This is a genomic window from Streptomyces sp. NPDC024698 (assembly GCF_055559015.1).
The window spans coordinates 199,734-215,543 of the sequence record NZ_JBVHLK010000006.1; the positions used below are offsets into that span (position 1 = coordinate 199,734).

Genomic DNA, 15,810 nt, shown 5'->3' on the forward strand with positions numbered 1-15,810 from the left:
CGGCCCCTCCGCCTCCTTCGGGGAGTCGCCGGGCACGGCCGAGGCGGCCACACCTCGCGGGCGGACGCGTCTCAGCTGACGTGCCAGCCGGGTTCGAGGCGGTCGAGGAGAGCGCGGAAGGCCGCGTCCGCCCGTTCCCGGCCGTCCTCGGCCAGGGAGGCGACGAGCATGCCGAAGGTCGCGTCGATCAGGAGGCCCGATTCGGTACGGGCCCGGCCCTCCGTCATGCCGAGGCCGCGGAAGGCGGAGGCGAGCAGGTCCCTCCACTCGGCCAGCACGTCACGCAGGAGGGGCCCGTACCGGTCGGGATCGATCAGGCCGGCGGCCATGATCTCCAGGTACAGGGGGAGCGCCCGGCGCAGGTCGGGGGCGCCGAACTGCTGCCAGGTCTCCTCCATGAAGCGCCGGATCCCCGCCGGGTCCCGGGGGGACGCGTTGCCGCCGAGCGTCTCCCGGGCCCGCAGGAGCGGTCGCCTCTCGTCCAGGGCGAGGGCCTCGGCGACCATGGCCTCCTTGCTCCCGAAGTAGTACAGGAGCATGCGGTCGCTGGTCCCCAGGGCCTGGGCGAGCGGGCGCAGCGACAGTCCGGCCAGGCCGTTGCGCACCAGGTAGGCGCGGACCCGGTCGGTCAGCTCACGTCGTTTCGCCTGGTCGGACGGTCGTGGCATGAAGGCTCCCGGTGGCCGCGGCGAGGACGCGACGTCGTGCCGACGCGGTCGCGGGCATGATCGGACGGGTGGTCGTGCGACACCTCACACATCCCATATGTCTGATGAGTACCCTTGGAAAGGATTCTTACCGTAGCAACTGCTACATGTATATTTGTTATCGTGACGGGCGTTACGGGAACGCGTGACCTGACACATGTCCGGACCGGTCGTCGACGGGTCCGTGCCGCGCCTCAGCGGTGTGGTCGCCGGCAGTGCAGAAGGGACTGATTTCCATGGCCCCGGGGGCCATAGATCTCCTGGCGACACCTCGCCGGGGGCGCTTCGCACGGCTCTACCGCCGACCCGAGGTCTCGGGGCGCGAGGACGCCACGACACGCGATCGGGAGAACGAGGCATTCGTGGAGGCTGCACCCACCTCGTGGCTCGCCCGGAACCGGGCTCTGTGGTCGCGTGTCCTGCAACCGATCCGCCCCTTCGACGCACCCCGCGCGTGTGTCACCCCCTGGGAGGCCTCCTGGCCGCTCTCGCGGGAGCTGACCTCGGCAGGCCGGGCGCGCCGGCTGGTGACGGCCCAGCTGGACGAGTGGGATCTGGAGGACCTGGCCGACACCGCGGAACTCCTGGTCAGCGAACTGGTCACCAACGCCCTGTGCCACACCCGCGGCCCGCTGCGGCTCAACCTGTGCCTGCGCGGCGACCGCCTCGTGTGCGAGGTCGAGGACACGGACCCCGTCTGCCCCGTGCGCCGCGAGGCGGACGCCGACGCGGAGGGCGGTCGCGGCACCGAACTCCTCGACCTGCTCGCCGAGAGCTGGGGCAGCACCTGTACGCCCACGGGCAAGACCATGTGGTTCGAGGTGCCGGCGGAGACCCCTTCGTAGCACCCGCTGAACCTTGACGCCGACCTTGCCCGTCCCGTCTTCGTCCCCCCGTTCCGGTCCCGGTCCCCGTCTCCGTCGATCGGGCGGAGAGCTCAGCTCCGGGGGATCACGTGCGTGGCCAGGAAGCCGAGGAGCGCGGCGTTGAACCGCCCGGGCTGTTCGGCGCCGGGGAGATGGCCGGCGCCCTCGACGACGGCCAGGACGGCGTGCGGGACGAGCGCGTGGATGGCCTCGGCCTCGGAGACCGGCGTGTAGAAGTCGTCGGCGCCGACGACGATCAGCACGGGGGACTGCACGGCGGCGAGGGTGTCCCGGTAGTCGGGGCGCTCCGTGCGTCCGCGCAGGGCCGCCGCGGCTCCGCGCGGATCGGTGGCGCGCATCATGCGCAGCACGTGCTCGGCGACCTCCGGCATCGCGGTGACGTTGTAGTCGGCGAGCATCTTGCCGATGACCTCGTCCGCGTAGCCGTCCATGCCCTCCGCGAGCAGACGGTCGGCCAGCCGGTTGCGGAAGGCCTTGCCCTCGTCCGTCTCGGCCGGCGCCGAGGTGTCCGACAGGACGAGCGCGCGGACGCGGCGGGTGTGGCCGCGCTGAAGCTCCATGGCGATCTGCCCGCCCATCGAGACCCCGCCCACCACGGCCTGATCGATCTCCAGATGGTCGAGGAGCGCCACGAGGTCGTCGGCGAAGTCGTGGAGACGAACGGTTCCGTCCTCCACCCCGCTGTCGCCGTAGCCGCGCAGGTCCGGGGTGACGACCCGGTGCCCGGCCGCCACGAGCGCTTCGGCCTGAGGGGCCCAGAGCGTCCGGTTGAACGGATGGCCGTGGATGAGCAGGACGGGCAGTCCGGCGGGGGAGCCGAGGTCGTCGTAGTGGAGCGTCGTACCGCGCACGGCTATGGAAGTCATGCAGGCACCCTAGTCACAAGATCATCCCAGTGGGTCCGAAGCGTGACGAAGGGCCCGAGTCCTCCGCCGGGCACGGCGACGGCCCGGCACGAGCGCGAGGGTGATCGCGTCGGCCGGGCCGTCGAAAGGCGGGCGAGAGGGTTACTCCCCCTGGTACCGGGGTGCGTAGGGGTCACCGGCGCCCGTGTCCCTGTACTGCGCGCGCTCGTCGTCGGCGGGCCGCTGGGGCGACGCCGACTGCCAGTGACCGGCCTGCGGCGCGCTGTGCGCCATCGGCGCCGGAGCGTCCTGGATGCCGAACACGTCCACCGGCATGACGTTTCCGCGTGCGACGACCTTGGACCGGTTCCCGGCCGGCTTGTCCCAGCCGCCGTCGCCGAGGATCAGGACCGGGTCGAACATGACGATGGCCGCGGCGAGGATGAGGAAGATGATCGGGCCCAGGAGCATCGGCAGGAGGAGCGAGCTGCCCCCCTGGCCGGCGACGGCCGACCCGATGGTGTTGTGGAGATGGACGCTCACGGCGGCCATGCCCGTGTAGTGCATGCCGGTCACGGCCAGGCCCATGACGAGGCTGGCGCCGAGGGTACGGGCGAAGCCCTGCACGGAGACGGCGGCCCACAGGGCGGCGATCGCCGCGACCAGGGCGATGACCACGGACAGGGTCACGGTGAACGCGTTGTAGCGGAGGTCGCCGTTGAGCTGCATCGCGAACATGCCGAGGTAGTGCATCGTCGCGACACCGAGGCCGGTGATGGCGCCGCCCACGGTGAGAGCGGAGCGCGTGGCACCGCGGTGTCCGACGATGAAGACGCCCGCAGAGACCACCACGATCGCCACGACGAGACTGAGCACGGTCAGCGGGACGTCATAGGTGATGGACGTCTCCGCGACGGAGAAGCCCGTCATGGCGATGAAGTGCATCGTCCAGATGCCGCAGCCCAGGGCGCTGGCCCCCAGGGCGAGCCAGCCCAGCCTCCACCCGGGCTCGTGGTGCACCGTACGCACCACACAGCGCAGCCCCAGCGCCGACCCCACACAGGCCATGACGTAGGCGGCCACCGGGGTGACCAGCCCGTAGCTGAAGCCGTCGATCGTGCCGTTCATCCGCTCCCTAACGCTTCACTGCTGACATAAGCAAGGTCATTGAGCACGTTTCCTGGTAGCGATAGCAAATTCTCAAGCCGAAGTTGATTGAAACTTGCGCGATCGTTATCGATCCCGTGCCGGAGCCCGGGTTCGGCACGCTCGAGGCGTCCGCGTCCTCGTCTCCTCCCGGATGCCCGGCCGGGAATTTCGACGGGCCCTTCCGGACTTGTGCAAGGCGGTGCCACGTTCGTGTGAGGACGGGGCGGACGGACGCGCGGGCGGTATGTGAGACGGCCGACCGCGGGCGTCCGACGAGGACTAGGAAGATGGGGTGCGTGCGATGAGCGGGACAGAGGAGAAGGCGCTGCTGGCCGGCGGTTGCTTCTGGGGCGTACAGGATCTGATCAGGACGTTCCCGGGTGTTCTGGACACGCGGGTGGGGTACAGCGGCGGCGACGTGCCGAACGCGACGTACCGCAATCACGGCACGCATGCCGAGGCGATCGAGATCACGTTCGATCCCACGAAGACCGACTACCGGACGATCCTGGAGTACTTCTTCCAGATCCACGACCCGTCGACGAAGAACCGGCAGGGCAACGACATCGGTCTCAGCTACCGCTCCGCCATCTTCTACGTCGACGACGAGCAGAAGCGGGTCGCCGAGGAGACCATCGCCGACGTGGACGCGTCCGGGCTGTGGCCGGGGAAGGTCGTGACCGAGGTCGCGCCCGCGGGCCCGTTCTGGGAGGCGGAGCCGGAGCACCAGGACTACCTCCAGCGCTACCCCGACGGGTACACCTGCCACTTCGTCCGTCCGAACTGGCGCCTGCCGAGGCGCGCGGAGGGCTGAGCGACTGCCGCCGGGGTTCCGCGGCCGGTGGTGGTGCCGGTCGCGGAACCCCGGTGTGTACGGGGGGTGGGACGGGACGGCTTGCCGTTGATCGCCGCCGAGCCTCCCCGGCCGGTCAGAGATAGTCGTTTCGTCTGAGCTCGATCACCCATGCGCGGCGCTCGCAGATCTTCCCGTCGCGCATGCGGAACACCTCGGCCATCGACATGCGCATCGGCTCGCCCGTGTCCCGTGTCACCGTCCCGGTGAGTTCGGCCATGACCACGTCGTTCTCCTCCACCATGCGTACGACCTCCAGCCGGGGCGGCGGGACGAAGCCGGGGCCCTCGATGGCGGCGTCGTAGGCCTCCTTGCCGGTCAGATGGAAGCCGCCGAAGACCGTCCACTCGATGTCGTCGGTGAGGCAACTCAGGATCTGCGCGTGATCGTTCTTCCGGAAGCCGTCCAGATAGGTCTCGACGGTCTGCTTGTTCCGTGACATGGCTCCTGCTTTCCGGCGAGGGAGGGGATGGGCTGGGAGACGGGGCTGGACGACGGGGGACGGGGTATGCGGGACGAGGGAGCGGGGTGGGCGGTCGCACCCGTGGTGCGAAGGCGCTGCCTCGGACCCTGAACCGTCGAGGCGCCTCCATAGCGCTGCCGCGCGCGTGAGGCAAGCTGCGCTCACTCGAAGGTGTGGTGCCGTACGGCAGATAGAGTTGCGGACCTCGAAAGGCGTAGTGTCATATGCCTGTTGCCAGGGCAGGCGGGCAACTCGCAGGCGGGGGCCAGGGGAGAGGACGGCATCACGAGATGACGAGCACCGACTGGAGCGATCGAGGATTGTGCCGTACGGCCGATCCGGACGACCTGTTCGTCGAGGGCGCGGCACAGAACCGGGCCAAGATGCTGTGCATCGGCTGCCCCGTGCTCACCGAATGCCTCGCTTACGCGCTGGACCAGCGGATCGAGCACGGCGTCTGGGGAGGCATGACCGAGCGCGAGCGTCGTGCCCTGCTGCGCCGCCGCCCCACGGTGACGTCCTGGCTGCACCTCCTGGAGACGGCCCGAGTGGAACACGAACGCACGCAGGACGCCCCCGCGGCCGTCGGGCACAGGGCGAGCTGACTTCCTGGCACGTGGCGGGGCGCCCGTCATCTCCCCGGAACCCGTGCCGGGTTCCGGGGAGATGACGGGCGCCCCGTTCGTCGTGCGGGAGCAACGCTCGCAGCACGGCCGCCCGCTGGACGCCGTCGCGTACCCGTGAACTGTCGCCCACTGCACCACATCACCCGGGGCGGCTTCGACCGCTGCCTCGCTGCCTCGCCGGGCCGCGATCCTCGCCTTTCGCTTCGTCCGCGCACAATGAGGCCGGAAGCGCCTCAATGAGACAGGCAGCCGAAAAGCACTAAACATTCAGAGGCTGTCACACATGCGTTTTTTCCGGCCGTCGACAGCGTTTAAATCAAGCCACTGTGTCATTCGGCATTGTGCGCACAGGCGTGAACTGCCACCGTCGTGCGCGGAATGAGCAGCCCGGTCATGACTGTCGACGATGCCTCAACTCTGTGTCTGTACAGGGGTGTTGGTGCGAAAACGTGCCGACCTGACCAAAATATCAATTTCACCTCCATATACCGGCTGAAGGCCTGAATGGCCGCCCGCCGGGCGGGCGAATCCTTCCATGAACGACCCATCACGGCAGTGTGCGGTTTCGGCTCGGACGATCTCCGACAGCAATCCGCAAAGGGAGCGAAGGAGACGTTTCGCGGTCATGAGAACGATTTCATTTCGTGGTCACACGGACCATGCGCCCAGTCGGCATCGGGGCAGCATGGGTTCCGGCCCCGGCTGGCGAACGAGAACCGGCGTGTTCGCGGCCACGACGGCGCTCCTCTCGGCGGGCATCCTGCTCGGTGCCGGTCCTGCCTCGGCGGCACCGGCGGCGATCAGACTGACCTCCTCGTCGTGTCCCAGCGTGATCCAGCGGGGCCAAGTGAGCGGCTGTGTCACCGAGTTGCAGAATCTGCTCAACGCCCACGGCGCCGGCCTGGTGGTGGACGGCAGTTTCGGGGCGAACACCCTCTACGCGGTGCGCGAGTACCAGTCCTCCACCGCGATTGCCGTCGACGGTCTGGTGGGACCCCAGACCAAGGCCAAGCTGTACGCGACCGGAGGCTCGGCCCCGTCGCCGGTCAACCTCACCTCCTCGTCGTGCCCGGCCAACATCGTCCAGGGCGCCAAGGGCGGTTGCGTCACCGAACTCCAGAGGCTGCTCCGCCACTTCGGCTATGCGATCGACGTGGACGGCGACTTCGGTCCGGCGACGGCCGGCGCGGTCCGTGACTTCCAGTCCACACACGGCCTGTCGGTCGACGGCCAGGTCGGCACGAACACCAAACGGGAGCTCTACGACACCGACGAGTCGCCGTCCACCGCCCTTGATCTGCGGTCCGCCTCCTGCCCGGCGAACATCGTGGAGGGGGAGAGCGGCGGCTGTGTCGCGACGCTTCAGGCCCTGCTCAACGGCAAGGGGCAACATGTCGATGTGGACGGCCAGTTCGGGCCGCTGACGCTGACGGCGGTGAAGGCGTTCCAGTCCTCCGCGGGCCTATCCGCGGACGGAGAGGTGGGCCCGAACACCAAGGCCGCCCTGTACTCCAACATCAGCACGGGCGGCGGCAGCGGCGCACCGGCACCGATCAACCTGAACTCCGGTTCATGCCCGGGCACCATCGTGAAGGGCCAGCGCAGCGGCTGTGTCACCGAGTTGCAGAGCCTTCTCAACCACCACGGAGCCGATCTCGCCGTCGACGGCGACTTCGGACCGCTGACCGACAGCGCGGTGCGCGACTTCCAGGCCGAGAAGGGCCTGGCCGTCGACGGTCAGGTGGGCCCGAACACGAAGGCCGCTCTGTACGGCGCGGTCACCCCGCCGTCCTCGCCCGCGCCCGGCGGCGGTTACGGCAAGATCCTCGACGTGGCCGCGGCCGAGGTCGGCACGGTCGAGGGCAGCGCTCGGGCCAACAGCTACGGATCGGCCGTCGGCCTGTCGCTGTCCACCAGCAACTACGCATGGTGCGCGACCTTCGTGAGCTGGGTGGCCAAGCAGACCGGGGCCAGTTCCTACCGCAACACCTATGTCTCGGGCTGGGTCAAGCAGGCGAGGGCCGGCAACTATCACCTCTCGGTGACGACGAACCCGCAGCCGGGCGACATCGTGGCCTTCGACTGGAACGGGGGCAACGACTACACCGGCGGGCATGAGCACATAGGCATCGTGCGAACGGTGAGCGGCGGCTCCAGCTTCACCACTGTCGAGGGCAACACCGGGAACCCCAACGGCGGTTCGGACGGCGTCTACGTCAAGACGCGCGGGACGAACAGCGGATACGACGTGCTGTTCATCCGGGTCCGCTGACCGACCGCGCCGACCGCGCCGAACGCACCGACCGCGACGACCGCTGAACGGCCGCACCGCACCGAGCCGTGAACCGCCCTTCCCCCGGGCTGAGTTCACGGCTCGGTGAGCGTTCCGCCGGTGCCGGGCGTCACGCCTGACCGGAACCGTCGCCCGGGGTCGGCCTTCCCGCTAGGCTCCGGCGGGCACCGACCCGCACGTTCGCGTACCGACACCCCTCACAGAGGTCCCATGTCCACTCTCAGATTTGGCAAGTACCTGACATTAGCGACAGCGTCTCTTCTGCTGCTGGCCACGGCTCCGGGGGCGGTCGCCGCCACCTCCGACTCGGTGGGCGGCACAGGGGCGGCCACCGTCGCCACACCGGCGGCCGAGACGTGGCAGGCGCCGCTGTCCACCCGCGGGCGCTACATCGTGGACGCCGACGGCAACCGGTTCCGGCTGAAGTCGGCCAACTGGGACGGCGCACAAGGCTCCTGGACGGGCAGCGGAAGCGCCGACGACCCGGCCAACCAGCACGCGGGACAGAACTCCTACGGTATCCCCCTCGGTCTCGAGCGTGCGTCGCTGCCCCAACTGTTGAACGACTTCCACCAGTTGGGCATCAACAGCATCCGGCTGCCCTTCTCCAACGCGATGATCCATTCGACGACGCCGGTGCCGGACGCCGCCGTCACGGCCAACCCGGGGCTGCGTGGCAAGACGCCCCTTCAGGTCTACGACGCCGTGGTCTCCGCTCTCACCGGGAGCGGGTTCGCGGTCATCCTCAACAACCACACCAACACCTCACGTTGGTGCTGCGGTCTCGACGGCAACGAGCGGTGGAACAGCAGCCAGTCCACCCAGCAGTGGGCGGACGACTGGGTCTTCATGGCACGCCGTTACGCCGGTGACCCGCGGGTGGTGGGCGCCGACCTCTACAACGAGGTACGCCGTGACGTGCTGGACGACCCCAACTGGGGCCTGGGGGACGCCCACGACTGGTACGCGGCCGCCCAGCTCGCGGCCGACCGCATCCTCTCCGAGGCCAATCCCCGCCTCCTCATCGTCATCGAGGGGATCAACTGGACAGGTCTGCCCGTGGACGGCCTGCCGCACGGCCGCCCCATGCTCACCCCCGCCCGCAACCTCTCCCACACCCTCGTCGCCTCCCACAAGCTGGTGTACTCCGCCCATTTCTACGGATACACCGGCCCCAGCCACAGCGGAGCGACCGGAATCGGCGAGACCCACGACGCCCGCTACCAGGACCTCACCCGCGACCAGCTCTACCAAGCTCTCGGCGACGAGGCCTTCTTCGTCTCCTCGGAACCGAACCAGCACTTCACCGCTCCCGTGTGGATCAGCGAGTTCGGCATCGGCTCCGGTGAGACGGGCGCGGCGGCCCGGGCCTGGTTCGGCAACATCACCGACTACTTCGCCGACCACGACGTCGACTTCGCCTACTGGCCCCTCGTCGGCTGGGAAGGCCACGACGACTGGTCCCTGCTGCGCTACGACACCGCGGGCAACCGGTACGGCATCCTCGATCAGTCCGACTGGCGCGGCACCGCGTGGAACCGGCTCATGACGGCCCCGACCCGTACCGGGTCCGTCGCCGCCGTCCCCGGTTGGAACATGCTCGCCACCGATCACGGCGACTATGTGCAGTCACTGCGGGTGCGTGCGGGCGGCGACTGGGACTCGGGCGCGTCCAAGGCCACATGCCCCGACGGCGAGCGGCTGACCGGACTCGGCCACAGCGGGGTCCGCGCGCTGTGCACCGACGTCTCGACCGGTGACCTGCGCTCCGCGGCCGGTACCCAGACGGTCGTCACCGACGAACGTTACGTCCCATCCGGCGGCGACTGGGCCTCCGGGTACACCAAATTGCAGTGCCCCGCGGGGAACTTCCTCATCGGGTACAGCCGTCGTGGCGGCCGGACGTCCGCGGCCCTGTGCGTTCCGGCGCGGGTCTCGCTGGCGGGCGCCGGCCGGACCGTGTGGTTCGACCGCTCCGACAACCGGCCCGCCGGCGCGGCCGGAGGCGACTTCGCGAACGGTGACTACAAGGGTCAGTGCGCCGACGACGAGTACGCCGCCGGAATCGCTTTCACGACCCGCTTCGGATCCAGCCAAGGCCCGGCCGCGCTGCTGTGCCGCAAGCTGAACTGAGTGCGCGACGGCCGCTGTTCGCTCCCGTGCGCGCGCGGGGGCGACGGCGATGGGACCGCTCCGTGCCGTGAGTGACGTACAGCCTTTTCATGAGCCGTCGGGACCTGGCGGACCGAACCCCTTGTGGGAGCCGGCCGGGTCCCGGCGGCGTTTTCGCTTCGCCCTCGCGCGGGGCCACGCGCAACAGTCTGGGTGCGGCCCCGTGCGGGGGAGCGGGCGTCCGGGCGGAGGCCTCAGAACCGCCGGGCCGATTCCTCCGCGTGGGCCATCCGGCGCAGGCTCAACAGCACGGGTTCGTACAGCACCGTGAGCGCGACGGCCGCCTCGATCCGCTCGGTCGGAGTCGGCTGCGCCTCGACCAGGTCCAGGTCGGTCACCGCCAGTTGTGCCGCAAGTCGCCCGTACGGCAGCAGCTGCTCCGTGTCGCAGGGATAGCCGAGCCGGACCAGTGCGGCGACCGAGTCGATGAGCCGGCGGTGGGCGGGATTGAGCAGATTCATACCGGAGTCGCAGGACCAGCCGAGCCGCCCCAGCAGCGCCTCCACCGAACGGCAGGCGGTCGCCACCGCCGGATCGTCCTCGTCGGGCCGCTCGACGGAGGGCAGCGAGCGAGTCGCCGCGCCCAGCCGCAGATGGGGATCGAGCGCCTCGTCCTCCGCGGCCGCGATCACCTCGCGCGCGTCGGCCACCGAGATCCCGCCGATCTGGATGAGCGCTCGTACCAGGCGCAGTCGCCGCAGCTGGTCCTCGCCGTACTCGGCCTGGGTCGCGGAGATCCGGCGCCCGGGCTGGAGCAGTCCCTCGCGCAGGTAGTACTTGATCGTGGCCGTGGACACCCCGCTGCGCTCGCTCAGTTCCGCCAGTCGCATGCTCTTGCACCTTCCATCGGACAGTGGCACTATCCAAGCATGGATCGTGCCACTATCCAATACGGGAACGGGGAATCTCATGGGTAATGCACCGACATCCGGGCGCCGGGTCACGGCCGCAGCCGAGGGGGAGGTCGTCGTCTTTCTGATCGGCATGCGGATCAACCGCTGGCGGGCCGTCCGCCACTGGCTGCCCACGCTGAAGGCGATGCCGCGCATGATCAAGGAGCTCTCGATCAACAAGGACAGCGGGTTCCTCGGATACCGGGGGCTGAGTGGCGGTCCGCGGGTGTTCACCGTCGTCCAGTACTGGGAGTCGCGCGAGAAGCTGCTCGCCTACGCCTCCGACCGGTCCGGGCAACACCGCCCCGCGTGGGCGGAGTTCAACCGCCGGCTGCGGAACAGCGACGGCAGCGTCGGGATCTGGCACGAGACGTACATCGTCCCGGCGGGTTCCTACGAATCGGTCTACGTCGACATGCCGCCGACCGGCCTGGGCGCGGCCTGGGGAGTCGAGCCGGTCGAGCGACGCGGGGAGCGGGCGGCGCAGCGACTGGGGGGCGATGCCGCATAGGGGCAGCGGGGCTGACCGCGGTGCTGGGTCTCGGCGGTGCGAACTGGCGCCGGAGTTGAACGCGGCGCTGGGCTTCGGCGGTGCGACCTGGCACTGGGGCTGGCAGCGGTGCTGGGCTTCGGCGGTGCGACCTGGCTCGCCCGACTGCGTACCACCCGACTCCGTACCGCCCCGGTCCGTGCCGCCCGGGTCAGTCCTGTCCCGGGCGGATCCAGATTCGCAGCGGGCCGATCGGTTCGAAGCCGTGGCGCAGGGCGGCGGTCAGGTCGTCGCCGTGCTCGTAGCCGACCACGGGCAGGGTGGGAAACAGGGCGTGGAGCGTGCCGAGCACACCCGGCCAGGCCGCCTCCGGGCCGCCGTCGCGCGCGAAGACGTTGGAGACACCGACCACGTGACCGCCGCGGCTCGCGACCGCTCCGGCGGACACCCGACCGTCGGCGGATCGTCCGGTGAGCACGAACGTGGCCGGGTCGTCGAGGAGTTCGGGCCGGAACAGATACGCGTCCCCGTCGTCCCAGGCGAGCGCCCACTCGCGCAACGCGTCGGGATCACGCGCGACGGACCATTCGAGGTCGCAGGGTCCGGCGGGTTCGTCCGCCGGTCGGTGGATCCACTGCGCGTCGAACAGAATCCGGAAGCCGGCGCCGGTCAGGTCGAGGTCGGCGAAGCTGTCCTTGACGGAGGCACCGGGTGCGGCCGTGTCGATCCGGACCAGCAGCGGGGCCGGGTCGGCGCCGGGCACCAGCGTCACGGCGTCCGGGTAGTACGGCGGGGTGCGGGCCGGGGAGACCCACGCCTGCGCCCCCAACTCGCCCTCCACGCCGTGTGATCGACTCATCGCCGCACACCACTCGGCGTTGTTGCGGGCGGCGGCCGGGACCAGGTACGGGTTCGACGTCTTCATGGGTCCGGATCATGACAGGTCACACCGGACGCCTCGCCCACGAGGATCCCTCAGCGCGGGGTTTCGGCCTGGTGTGAGCCCACCGTCCTTGGCCGTGCCGCTTCAGGCCGTGCCGCCTCAGGCCGGGCCGGTGGCGGGCTCGGTCGCGTAGCGGCTCATCGCGTCGATGTTGGCCTGTGGCGTCAGCGGCCGGCCGTCGGCGAGCACGTCCTGGAGGTCCCGGAAGTACTGGACGTACAGGTCGGGGGTGAAGGTGCTGAGCATGACGGCGGGTTGGTCGGTCGGGTTGGCGAAGGTGTGCGGGACACCGGGCGGAACCATCACGAGCGTGCCCGCGACGGCGTCGTGGTCCTCGTCCCCGACGGTGAATCGCACGGTGCCGGAGAGAATGTAGAAGCCCTCGTCGTGGCGGGCGTGGCGGTGCTGCGGCGGTCCCTGGGTGTGCGGGGCGAGAACGGACTCGGCGATCGCGAGGCGGTGCCCGGTGTGACTGCCGTCTTCCAGCACACGCATGCGGGTGGTGCCCAGAACGATCGTCTCGCCGTCGCCGGGACCCACCACCGATACACCGGCGTGAGTCTGCGGCTTGCCGGTCTTCGCTTCTTCGGTCATGCACACGAGTTCACCGGCGGGACCCGCAGATGTCCAAGACCCGTCCTGCGGCGCCGATACCGCGTGGGTATCGTTGCAGCGTGGAGCTACGGACCCTGCGCTACTTCGTGGCGGTCGCCGAGGAACTCCACTTCGGCCGGGCCGCCACCCGCCTGCACATGAGTCAGCCGCCGCTGAGCCGGGCGATCAAGCAGCTGGAGGCCGACGTCGGTGCCCCGCTGTTCACCCGCTCGCCCGCGGGGGTCACGCTCACCGCAGTGGGCTCGGTGCTGCTGGACGAGGCGCGGGCGCTGCTCGACCACGCCGACCACGTCCGGGTACGCGTGAGCGCGGCGGCCGGTGTCGCGACCATCACCATCGGTCTCCTGGGCGACGGCACCGACCCGGGGGTGGCCAGGCTGGCCGCCGTCTACCGCCGCAGCCACCCCGGCATCGACATCCGCGTCCGCGACACCGATCTGACCGATCCGACCTGCGGGCTGCGCGCCGGACTGGTCGATGTCGCGCTGACCCGGGCGCCGTTCGACGACACCGCCCTGGCGATGCGCGAACTGCGGACCGATCCGGTCGGCGTGGTTCTGCGCGCCGACGATCCGCTGGCGGGCCGCGACGGGCTGCGGCTGGCCGAGTTGAGCGACCGCCGCTGGTTCCAGTTCCCGCGGGGCACCGACCCCCTCTGGCAGGCGTACTGGAACGGTGGCGGGCCGCGTGAGGGCCCCGTGGTGCGCGCCGTTCAGGAATGCCTGCAAGCCGTGCTGTGGAACGGCACGGTCGGTCTGGCCCCGGTCGGCCACGACCTGCCCGCGGAACTGGCCCTGGTGCCGCTGCTCGACATGCCTCCGAGCCGAGTGGTGGCGGCGTGGAACAAGGGCGACACCAACCCGTTGATCCGATCCTTCATCGAGATCGCGACGACCGCGTACCGCTGTTGAGGGGAGTGTCAGGTCAACGGCCCTCGATGAGCGACCCCCGATCACCTGTGACTGAAACAGAACAAAACGGTGTGCGATCTGTACGTTGCTGGTGCTTGGATGGCGTCAACGCGACGGGGGTACGCGTGAGTTGGCGTTGTGCCTCCGTTGGCTGCGACCAACAACCGGGGGTACAACGTGAAACCGAGAAAGCTGCTCACGACGGGGGCCGTGGCGCTGGGGCTGCTGATATCGGCAGCCGCTCCGTCGGCGTTAGCCGCGACCGGCCGGTCGAGTGCCGGACAGTTGCGCGTGACCATGGGTGTGCCCGGGTCCCGGGCGAGCGCTCTGGCAGGCCGGGCCGTGAACGCGTCCTGCACCGTCAACCGCGTCACCGTCAACCGCTTCAGCGAGTGCGAATGGGTCACCGTCCACCTCGACGTCGTGAGGGTCGTCAACGGGAGCCCCGTCCTTGAGGGCACCGCCGACTTCAACGTCAAGCACCAGATGACGTTGAAGACCAACTCCGCCAACTGGAGTGAGAAGTTCACCATCTCCAAGGCGGCGACCACCGGCCAAGGCCGCGGTGTCGCCGTCAGGTTCTCCGCCACCTCCGGTGGTGGTACCCGAGCCACGGTCCACTTCCCGCAGGGCCACACCCTCGACAGCGCGGCCAGCGGCAGCGTCGACTACAAGACCGCCGCGATCGCCCCGAAGAAGATCAACCCCAAGGCGAAGACCACCTACGGCTACTCCTTCACCAAGGCCGGCTACAGCCCCGCCGGCGTCTCCTACGCCTCCGCCGTGTACCGGTGCGACAACTACTACGGCAGCACCCGGGCCAGCCGGTCCGGATGCGCCATCCCCGAAGCGCCCACCGGGGTGAGCATGATCGGCCTGGCCCGGATCGACGAGGGCATCCGCAACCTCCGCTCCCGCGGCGGCCATTACGGAGACCCGAACGGCGGCAAGCCCCTGCACTGGATGATCAACAAGACGCAGGAGACCCGCAACCGGGCCGCGGTGTGCCCGCGGACCGCGCCGGCGAACATGCGGCGCGCAGGCCGTACCTCGTGCGACGAGTACCCGTTCGCCTCCACCTACGAGGGCGGTACCGCCCTTGCCGCCGCCCAGCGGGAGATCACCTGGGTCAAGGTGAACGAGAACAAGGCCCAGGGCGGACGCATCACCGCATGGCGCGGCCAGATGCACGTCATGGATCACGACCCGTTCTACGTGATCGCCTGAGCACCACGACAGTGACCGCAAGACTGGGTGCCTCTTCCCGCATCGTCCGGGAGGGGGCACCCTGCCCGGTTCAAGGAGACCCCCATGCTGGTCCGTGCATCCTCGTTCACCGTCGACCTCGGCGAAGGCGGCTACCTGATCGGCTTCACCGACGACTACGAGTACCCCCAGGAGATGCCCTTCGGCTGGCGCTGCGGCCAGGCCACCGACGCCGGCGCGGTCGTCCTCACCACCACCGACACCGGCCCCCTCCAGCTGACCGTCCAGGTCCACGACACCTTGCCGGCCCTCGAGACCGGCACCGAGTGGGAGCCCGCCGAGGAGATCAGCCTGCGGGCCGACCTCCCCACCCTCCACGTCGCGACCCTCGAACAGGGCGACCTCCTGGACGCGTGGCCGGATGAGGAGCCTCGCCTGGAGTTCCCGTCCTCGTCCGACGGGTCGGACTGGGTGCGGATGCGCCTGTACTGCCACGCCGACGACCCCGAACCCGGCATCGGCGACCACGGGGAACGCCACCTGGTCCAGCTCTGGCCCGCGCCCCAGGCGCCTTCCGTGCACCCCGACATCACCGAGGCCGACCGCCAGGCCCGCGCGGAGTACGCCGCGGACATGGCCACACCCGTGGAGGACTACACCACCCTCTACACCCACCCCGGCGAACAGGACTGACACCTGCTCCCGCGCCGGCCCGGCCTGGCGGCGACCTCCAACGATCCGCGGAACGGCCCGGAGG

The 15,810-nt window shown here is 69.8% G+C and carries 16 protein-coding genes; 9 read left to right on the forward strand and 7 right to left on the reverse strand.

Annotation, left to right across the window (positions count from 1 at the left end; genetic code table 11):
• Window positions 1-71 precede the first annotated feature (71 nt).
• Window positions 72-668: a TetR/AcrR family transcriptional regulator gene (locus ACZ4AA_RS16485; RefSeq protein ID WP_467601717.1), complete on the reverse strand. Its 597-nt coding sequence runs from the start codon at window positions 666-668 to the stop codon at window positions 72-74.
• A gap of 275 nt (window positions 669-943) precedes the next feature.
• Between ACZ4AA_RS16485 and ACZ4AA_RS16490 the strand changes: the two genes are divergently transcribed.
• Window positions 944-1,552 (forward strand): ATP-binding protein, encoded by a 609-nt coding sequence (locus ACZ4AA_RS16490; RefSeq protein ID WP_467601719.1) that lies wholly within the window; start codon window positions 944-946, stop codon window positions 1,550-1,552.
• Window positions 1,553-1,644: 92 nt separating this feature from the next.
• On the opposite strand, the gene ACZ4AA_RS16495 is transcribed toward ACZ4AA_RS16490, so the two are convergent.
• Complete coding sequence (locus ACZ4AA_RS16495; protein WP_467601721.1) at window positions 1,645-2,460, reverse strand: alpha/beta fold hydrolase; 816 nt, start codon at window positions 2,458-2,460, stop codon at window positions 1,645-1,647.
• A gap of 141 nt (window positions 2,461-2,601) precedes the next feature.
• Window positions 2,602-3,567 carry an MHYT domain-containing protein gene (locus ACZ4AA_RS16500; RefSeq protein ID WP_467601723.1) on the reverse strand — a complete coding sequence of 322 codons (966 nt, stop codon included), beginning with the start codon at window positions 3,565-3,567 and terminating at the stop codon, window positions 2,602-2,604.
• Window positions 3,568-3,889: 322 nt separating this feature from the next.
• Between ACZ4AA_RS16500 and msrA the strand changes: the two genes are divergently transcribed.
• Window positions 3,890-4,402 (forward strand): peptide-methionine (S)-S-oxide reductase MsrA, encoded by a 513-nt coding sequence (gene msrA, locus ACZ4AA_RS16505; RefSeq protein ID WP_467601726.1) that lies wholly within the window; start codon window positions 3,890-3,892, stop codon window positions 4,400-4,402.
• Between the two features lie 115 nt (window positions 4,403-4,517).
• Here msrA and ACZ4AA_RS16510 read toward each other — a convergent pair whose 3' ends face one another.
• Window positions 4,518-4,883 carry a nuclear transport factor 2 family protein gene (locus ACZ4AA_RS16510; protein WP_467601728.1) on the reverse strand — a complete coding sequence of 122 codons (366 nt, stop codon included), beginning with the start codon at window positions 4,881-4,883 and terminating at the stop codon, window positions 4,518-4,520.
• 311 nt (window positions 4,884-5,194) lie between these two features.
• On the opposite strand from ACZ4AA_RS16510, the gene ACZ4AA_RS16515 reads away from it, so the two are divergent.
• The 3 genes from ACZ4AA_RS16515 to ACZ4AA_RS16525 all read left to right on the forward strand — a co-directional run bounded on the left by ACZ4AA_RS16515 (window position 5,195) and on the right by ACZ4AA_RS16525 (window position 9,956).
• On the forward strand, window positions 5,195-5,509 hold the full coding sequence (locus ACZ4AA_RS16515) for a WhiB family transcriptional regulator (protein ID WP_467601730.1): 315 nt from the start codon (window positions 5,195-5,197) through the stop codon (window positions 5,507-5,509).
• Window positions 5,510-6,251: 742 nt separating this feature from the next.
• Window positions 6,252-7,802 carry a peptidoglycan-binding protein gene (locus ACZ4AA_RS16520; protein ID WP_467601732.1) on the forward strand — a complete coding sequence of 517 codons (1,551 nt, stop codon included), beginning with the start codon at window positions 6,252-6,254 and terminating at the stop codon, window positions 7,800-7,802.
• A gap of 231 nt (window positions 7,803-8,033) precedes the next feature.
• Window positions 8,034-9,956 (forward strand): glycoside hydrolase family 5 protein, encoded by a 1,923-nt coding sequence (locus tag ACZ4AA_RS16525; protein WP_467601734.1) that lies wholly within the window; start codon window positions 8,034-8,036, stop codon window positions 9,954-9,956.
• 233 nt (window positions 9,957-10,189) lie between these two features.
• Here ACZ4AA_RS16525 and ACZ4AA_RS16530 read toward each other — a convergent pair whose 3' ends face one another.
• Window positions 10,190-10,825 (reverse strand): MerR family transcriptional regulator, encoded by a 636-nt coding sequence (locus ACZ4AA_RS16530; protein ID WP_467601736.1) that lies wholly within the window; start codon window positions 10,823-10,825, stop codon window positions 10,190-10,192.
• A gap of 79 nt (window positions 10,826-10,904) precedes the next feature.
• On the opposite strand from ACZ4AA_RS16530, the gene ACZ4AA_RS16535 reads away from it, so the two are divergent.
• On the forward strand, window positions 10,905-11,399 hold the full coding sequence (locus ACZ4AA_RS16535; protein ID WP_467601738.1) for a DUF4188 domain-containing protein: 495 nt from the start codon (window positions 10,905-10,907) through the stop codon (window positions 11,397-11,399).
• Window positions 11,400-11,589: 190 nt separating this feature from the next.
• Here the strand turns inward: ACZ4AA_RS16535 and ACZ4AA_RS16540 are convergent, their stop codons facing one another.
• Together ACZ4AA_RS16540 and ACZ4AA_RS16545 are read right to left on the reverse strand one after the other, a co-directional pair.
• Complete coding sequence (locus tag ACZ4AA_RS16540; protein WP_467601740.1) at window positions 11,590-12,303, reverse strand: hypothetical protein; 714 nt, start codon at window positions 12,301-12,303, stop codon at window positions 11,590-11,592.
• A 117-nt stretch (window positions 12,304-12,420) separates the two neighbouring features.
• Entirely contained in the window at window positions 12,421-12,915 is a 495-nt protein-coding gene (locus ACZ4AA_RS16545; protein ID WP_467601742.1) for a cupin domain-containing protein, read from the reverse strand.
• Between the two features lie 95 nt (window positions 12,916-13,010).
• Between ACZ4AA_RS16545 and ACZ4AA_RS16550 the strand changes: the two genes are divergently transcribed.
• The 3 genes from ACZ4AA_RS16550 (at window position 13,011) to ACZ4AA_RS16560 (ending at window position 15,746) form a co-directional block, all read left to right on the forward strand.
• Complete coding sequence (locus ACZ4AA_RS16550) at window positions 13,011-13,847, forward strand: LysR family transcriptional regulator (RefSeq protein ID WP_467602469.1); 837 nt, start codon at window positions 13,011-13,013, stop codon at window positions 13,845-13,847.
• A 177-nt stretch (window positions 13,848-14,024) separates the two neighbouring features.
• Complete coding sequence (locus ACZ4AA_RS16555) at window positions 14,025-15,074, forward strand: NucA/NucB deoxyribonuclease domain-containing protein (RefSeq protein ID WP_467601744.1); 1,050 nt, start codon at window positions 14,025-14,027, stop codon at window positions 15,072-15,074.
• Between the two features lie 84 nt (window positions 15,075-15,158).
• Window positions 15,159-15,746, forward strand: coding sequence for a hypothetical protein (locus ACZ4AA_RS16560; protein ID WP_467601746.1), 588 nt, complete (start codon window positions 15,159-15,161; stop codon window positions 15,744-15,746).
• The last annotated feature ends 64 nt before the right edge of the window (window positions 15,747-15,810 follow it).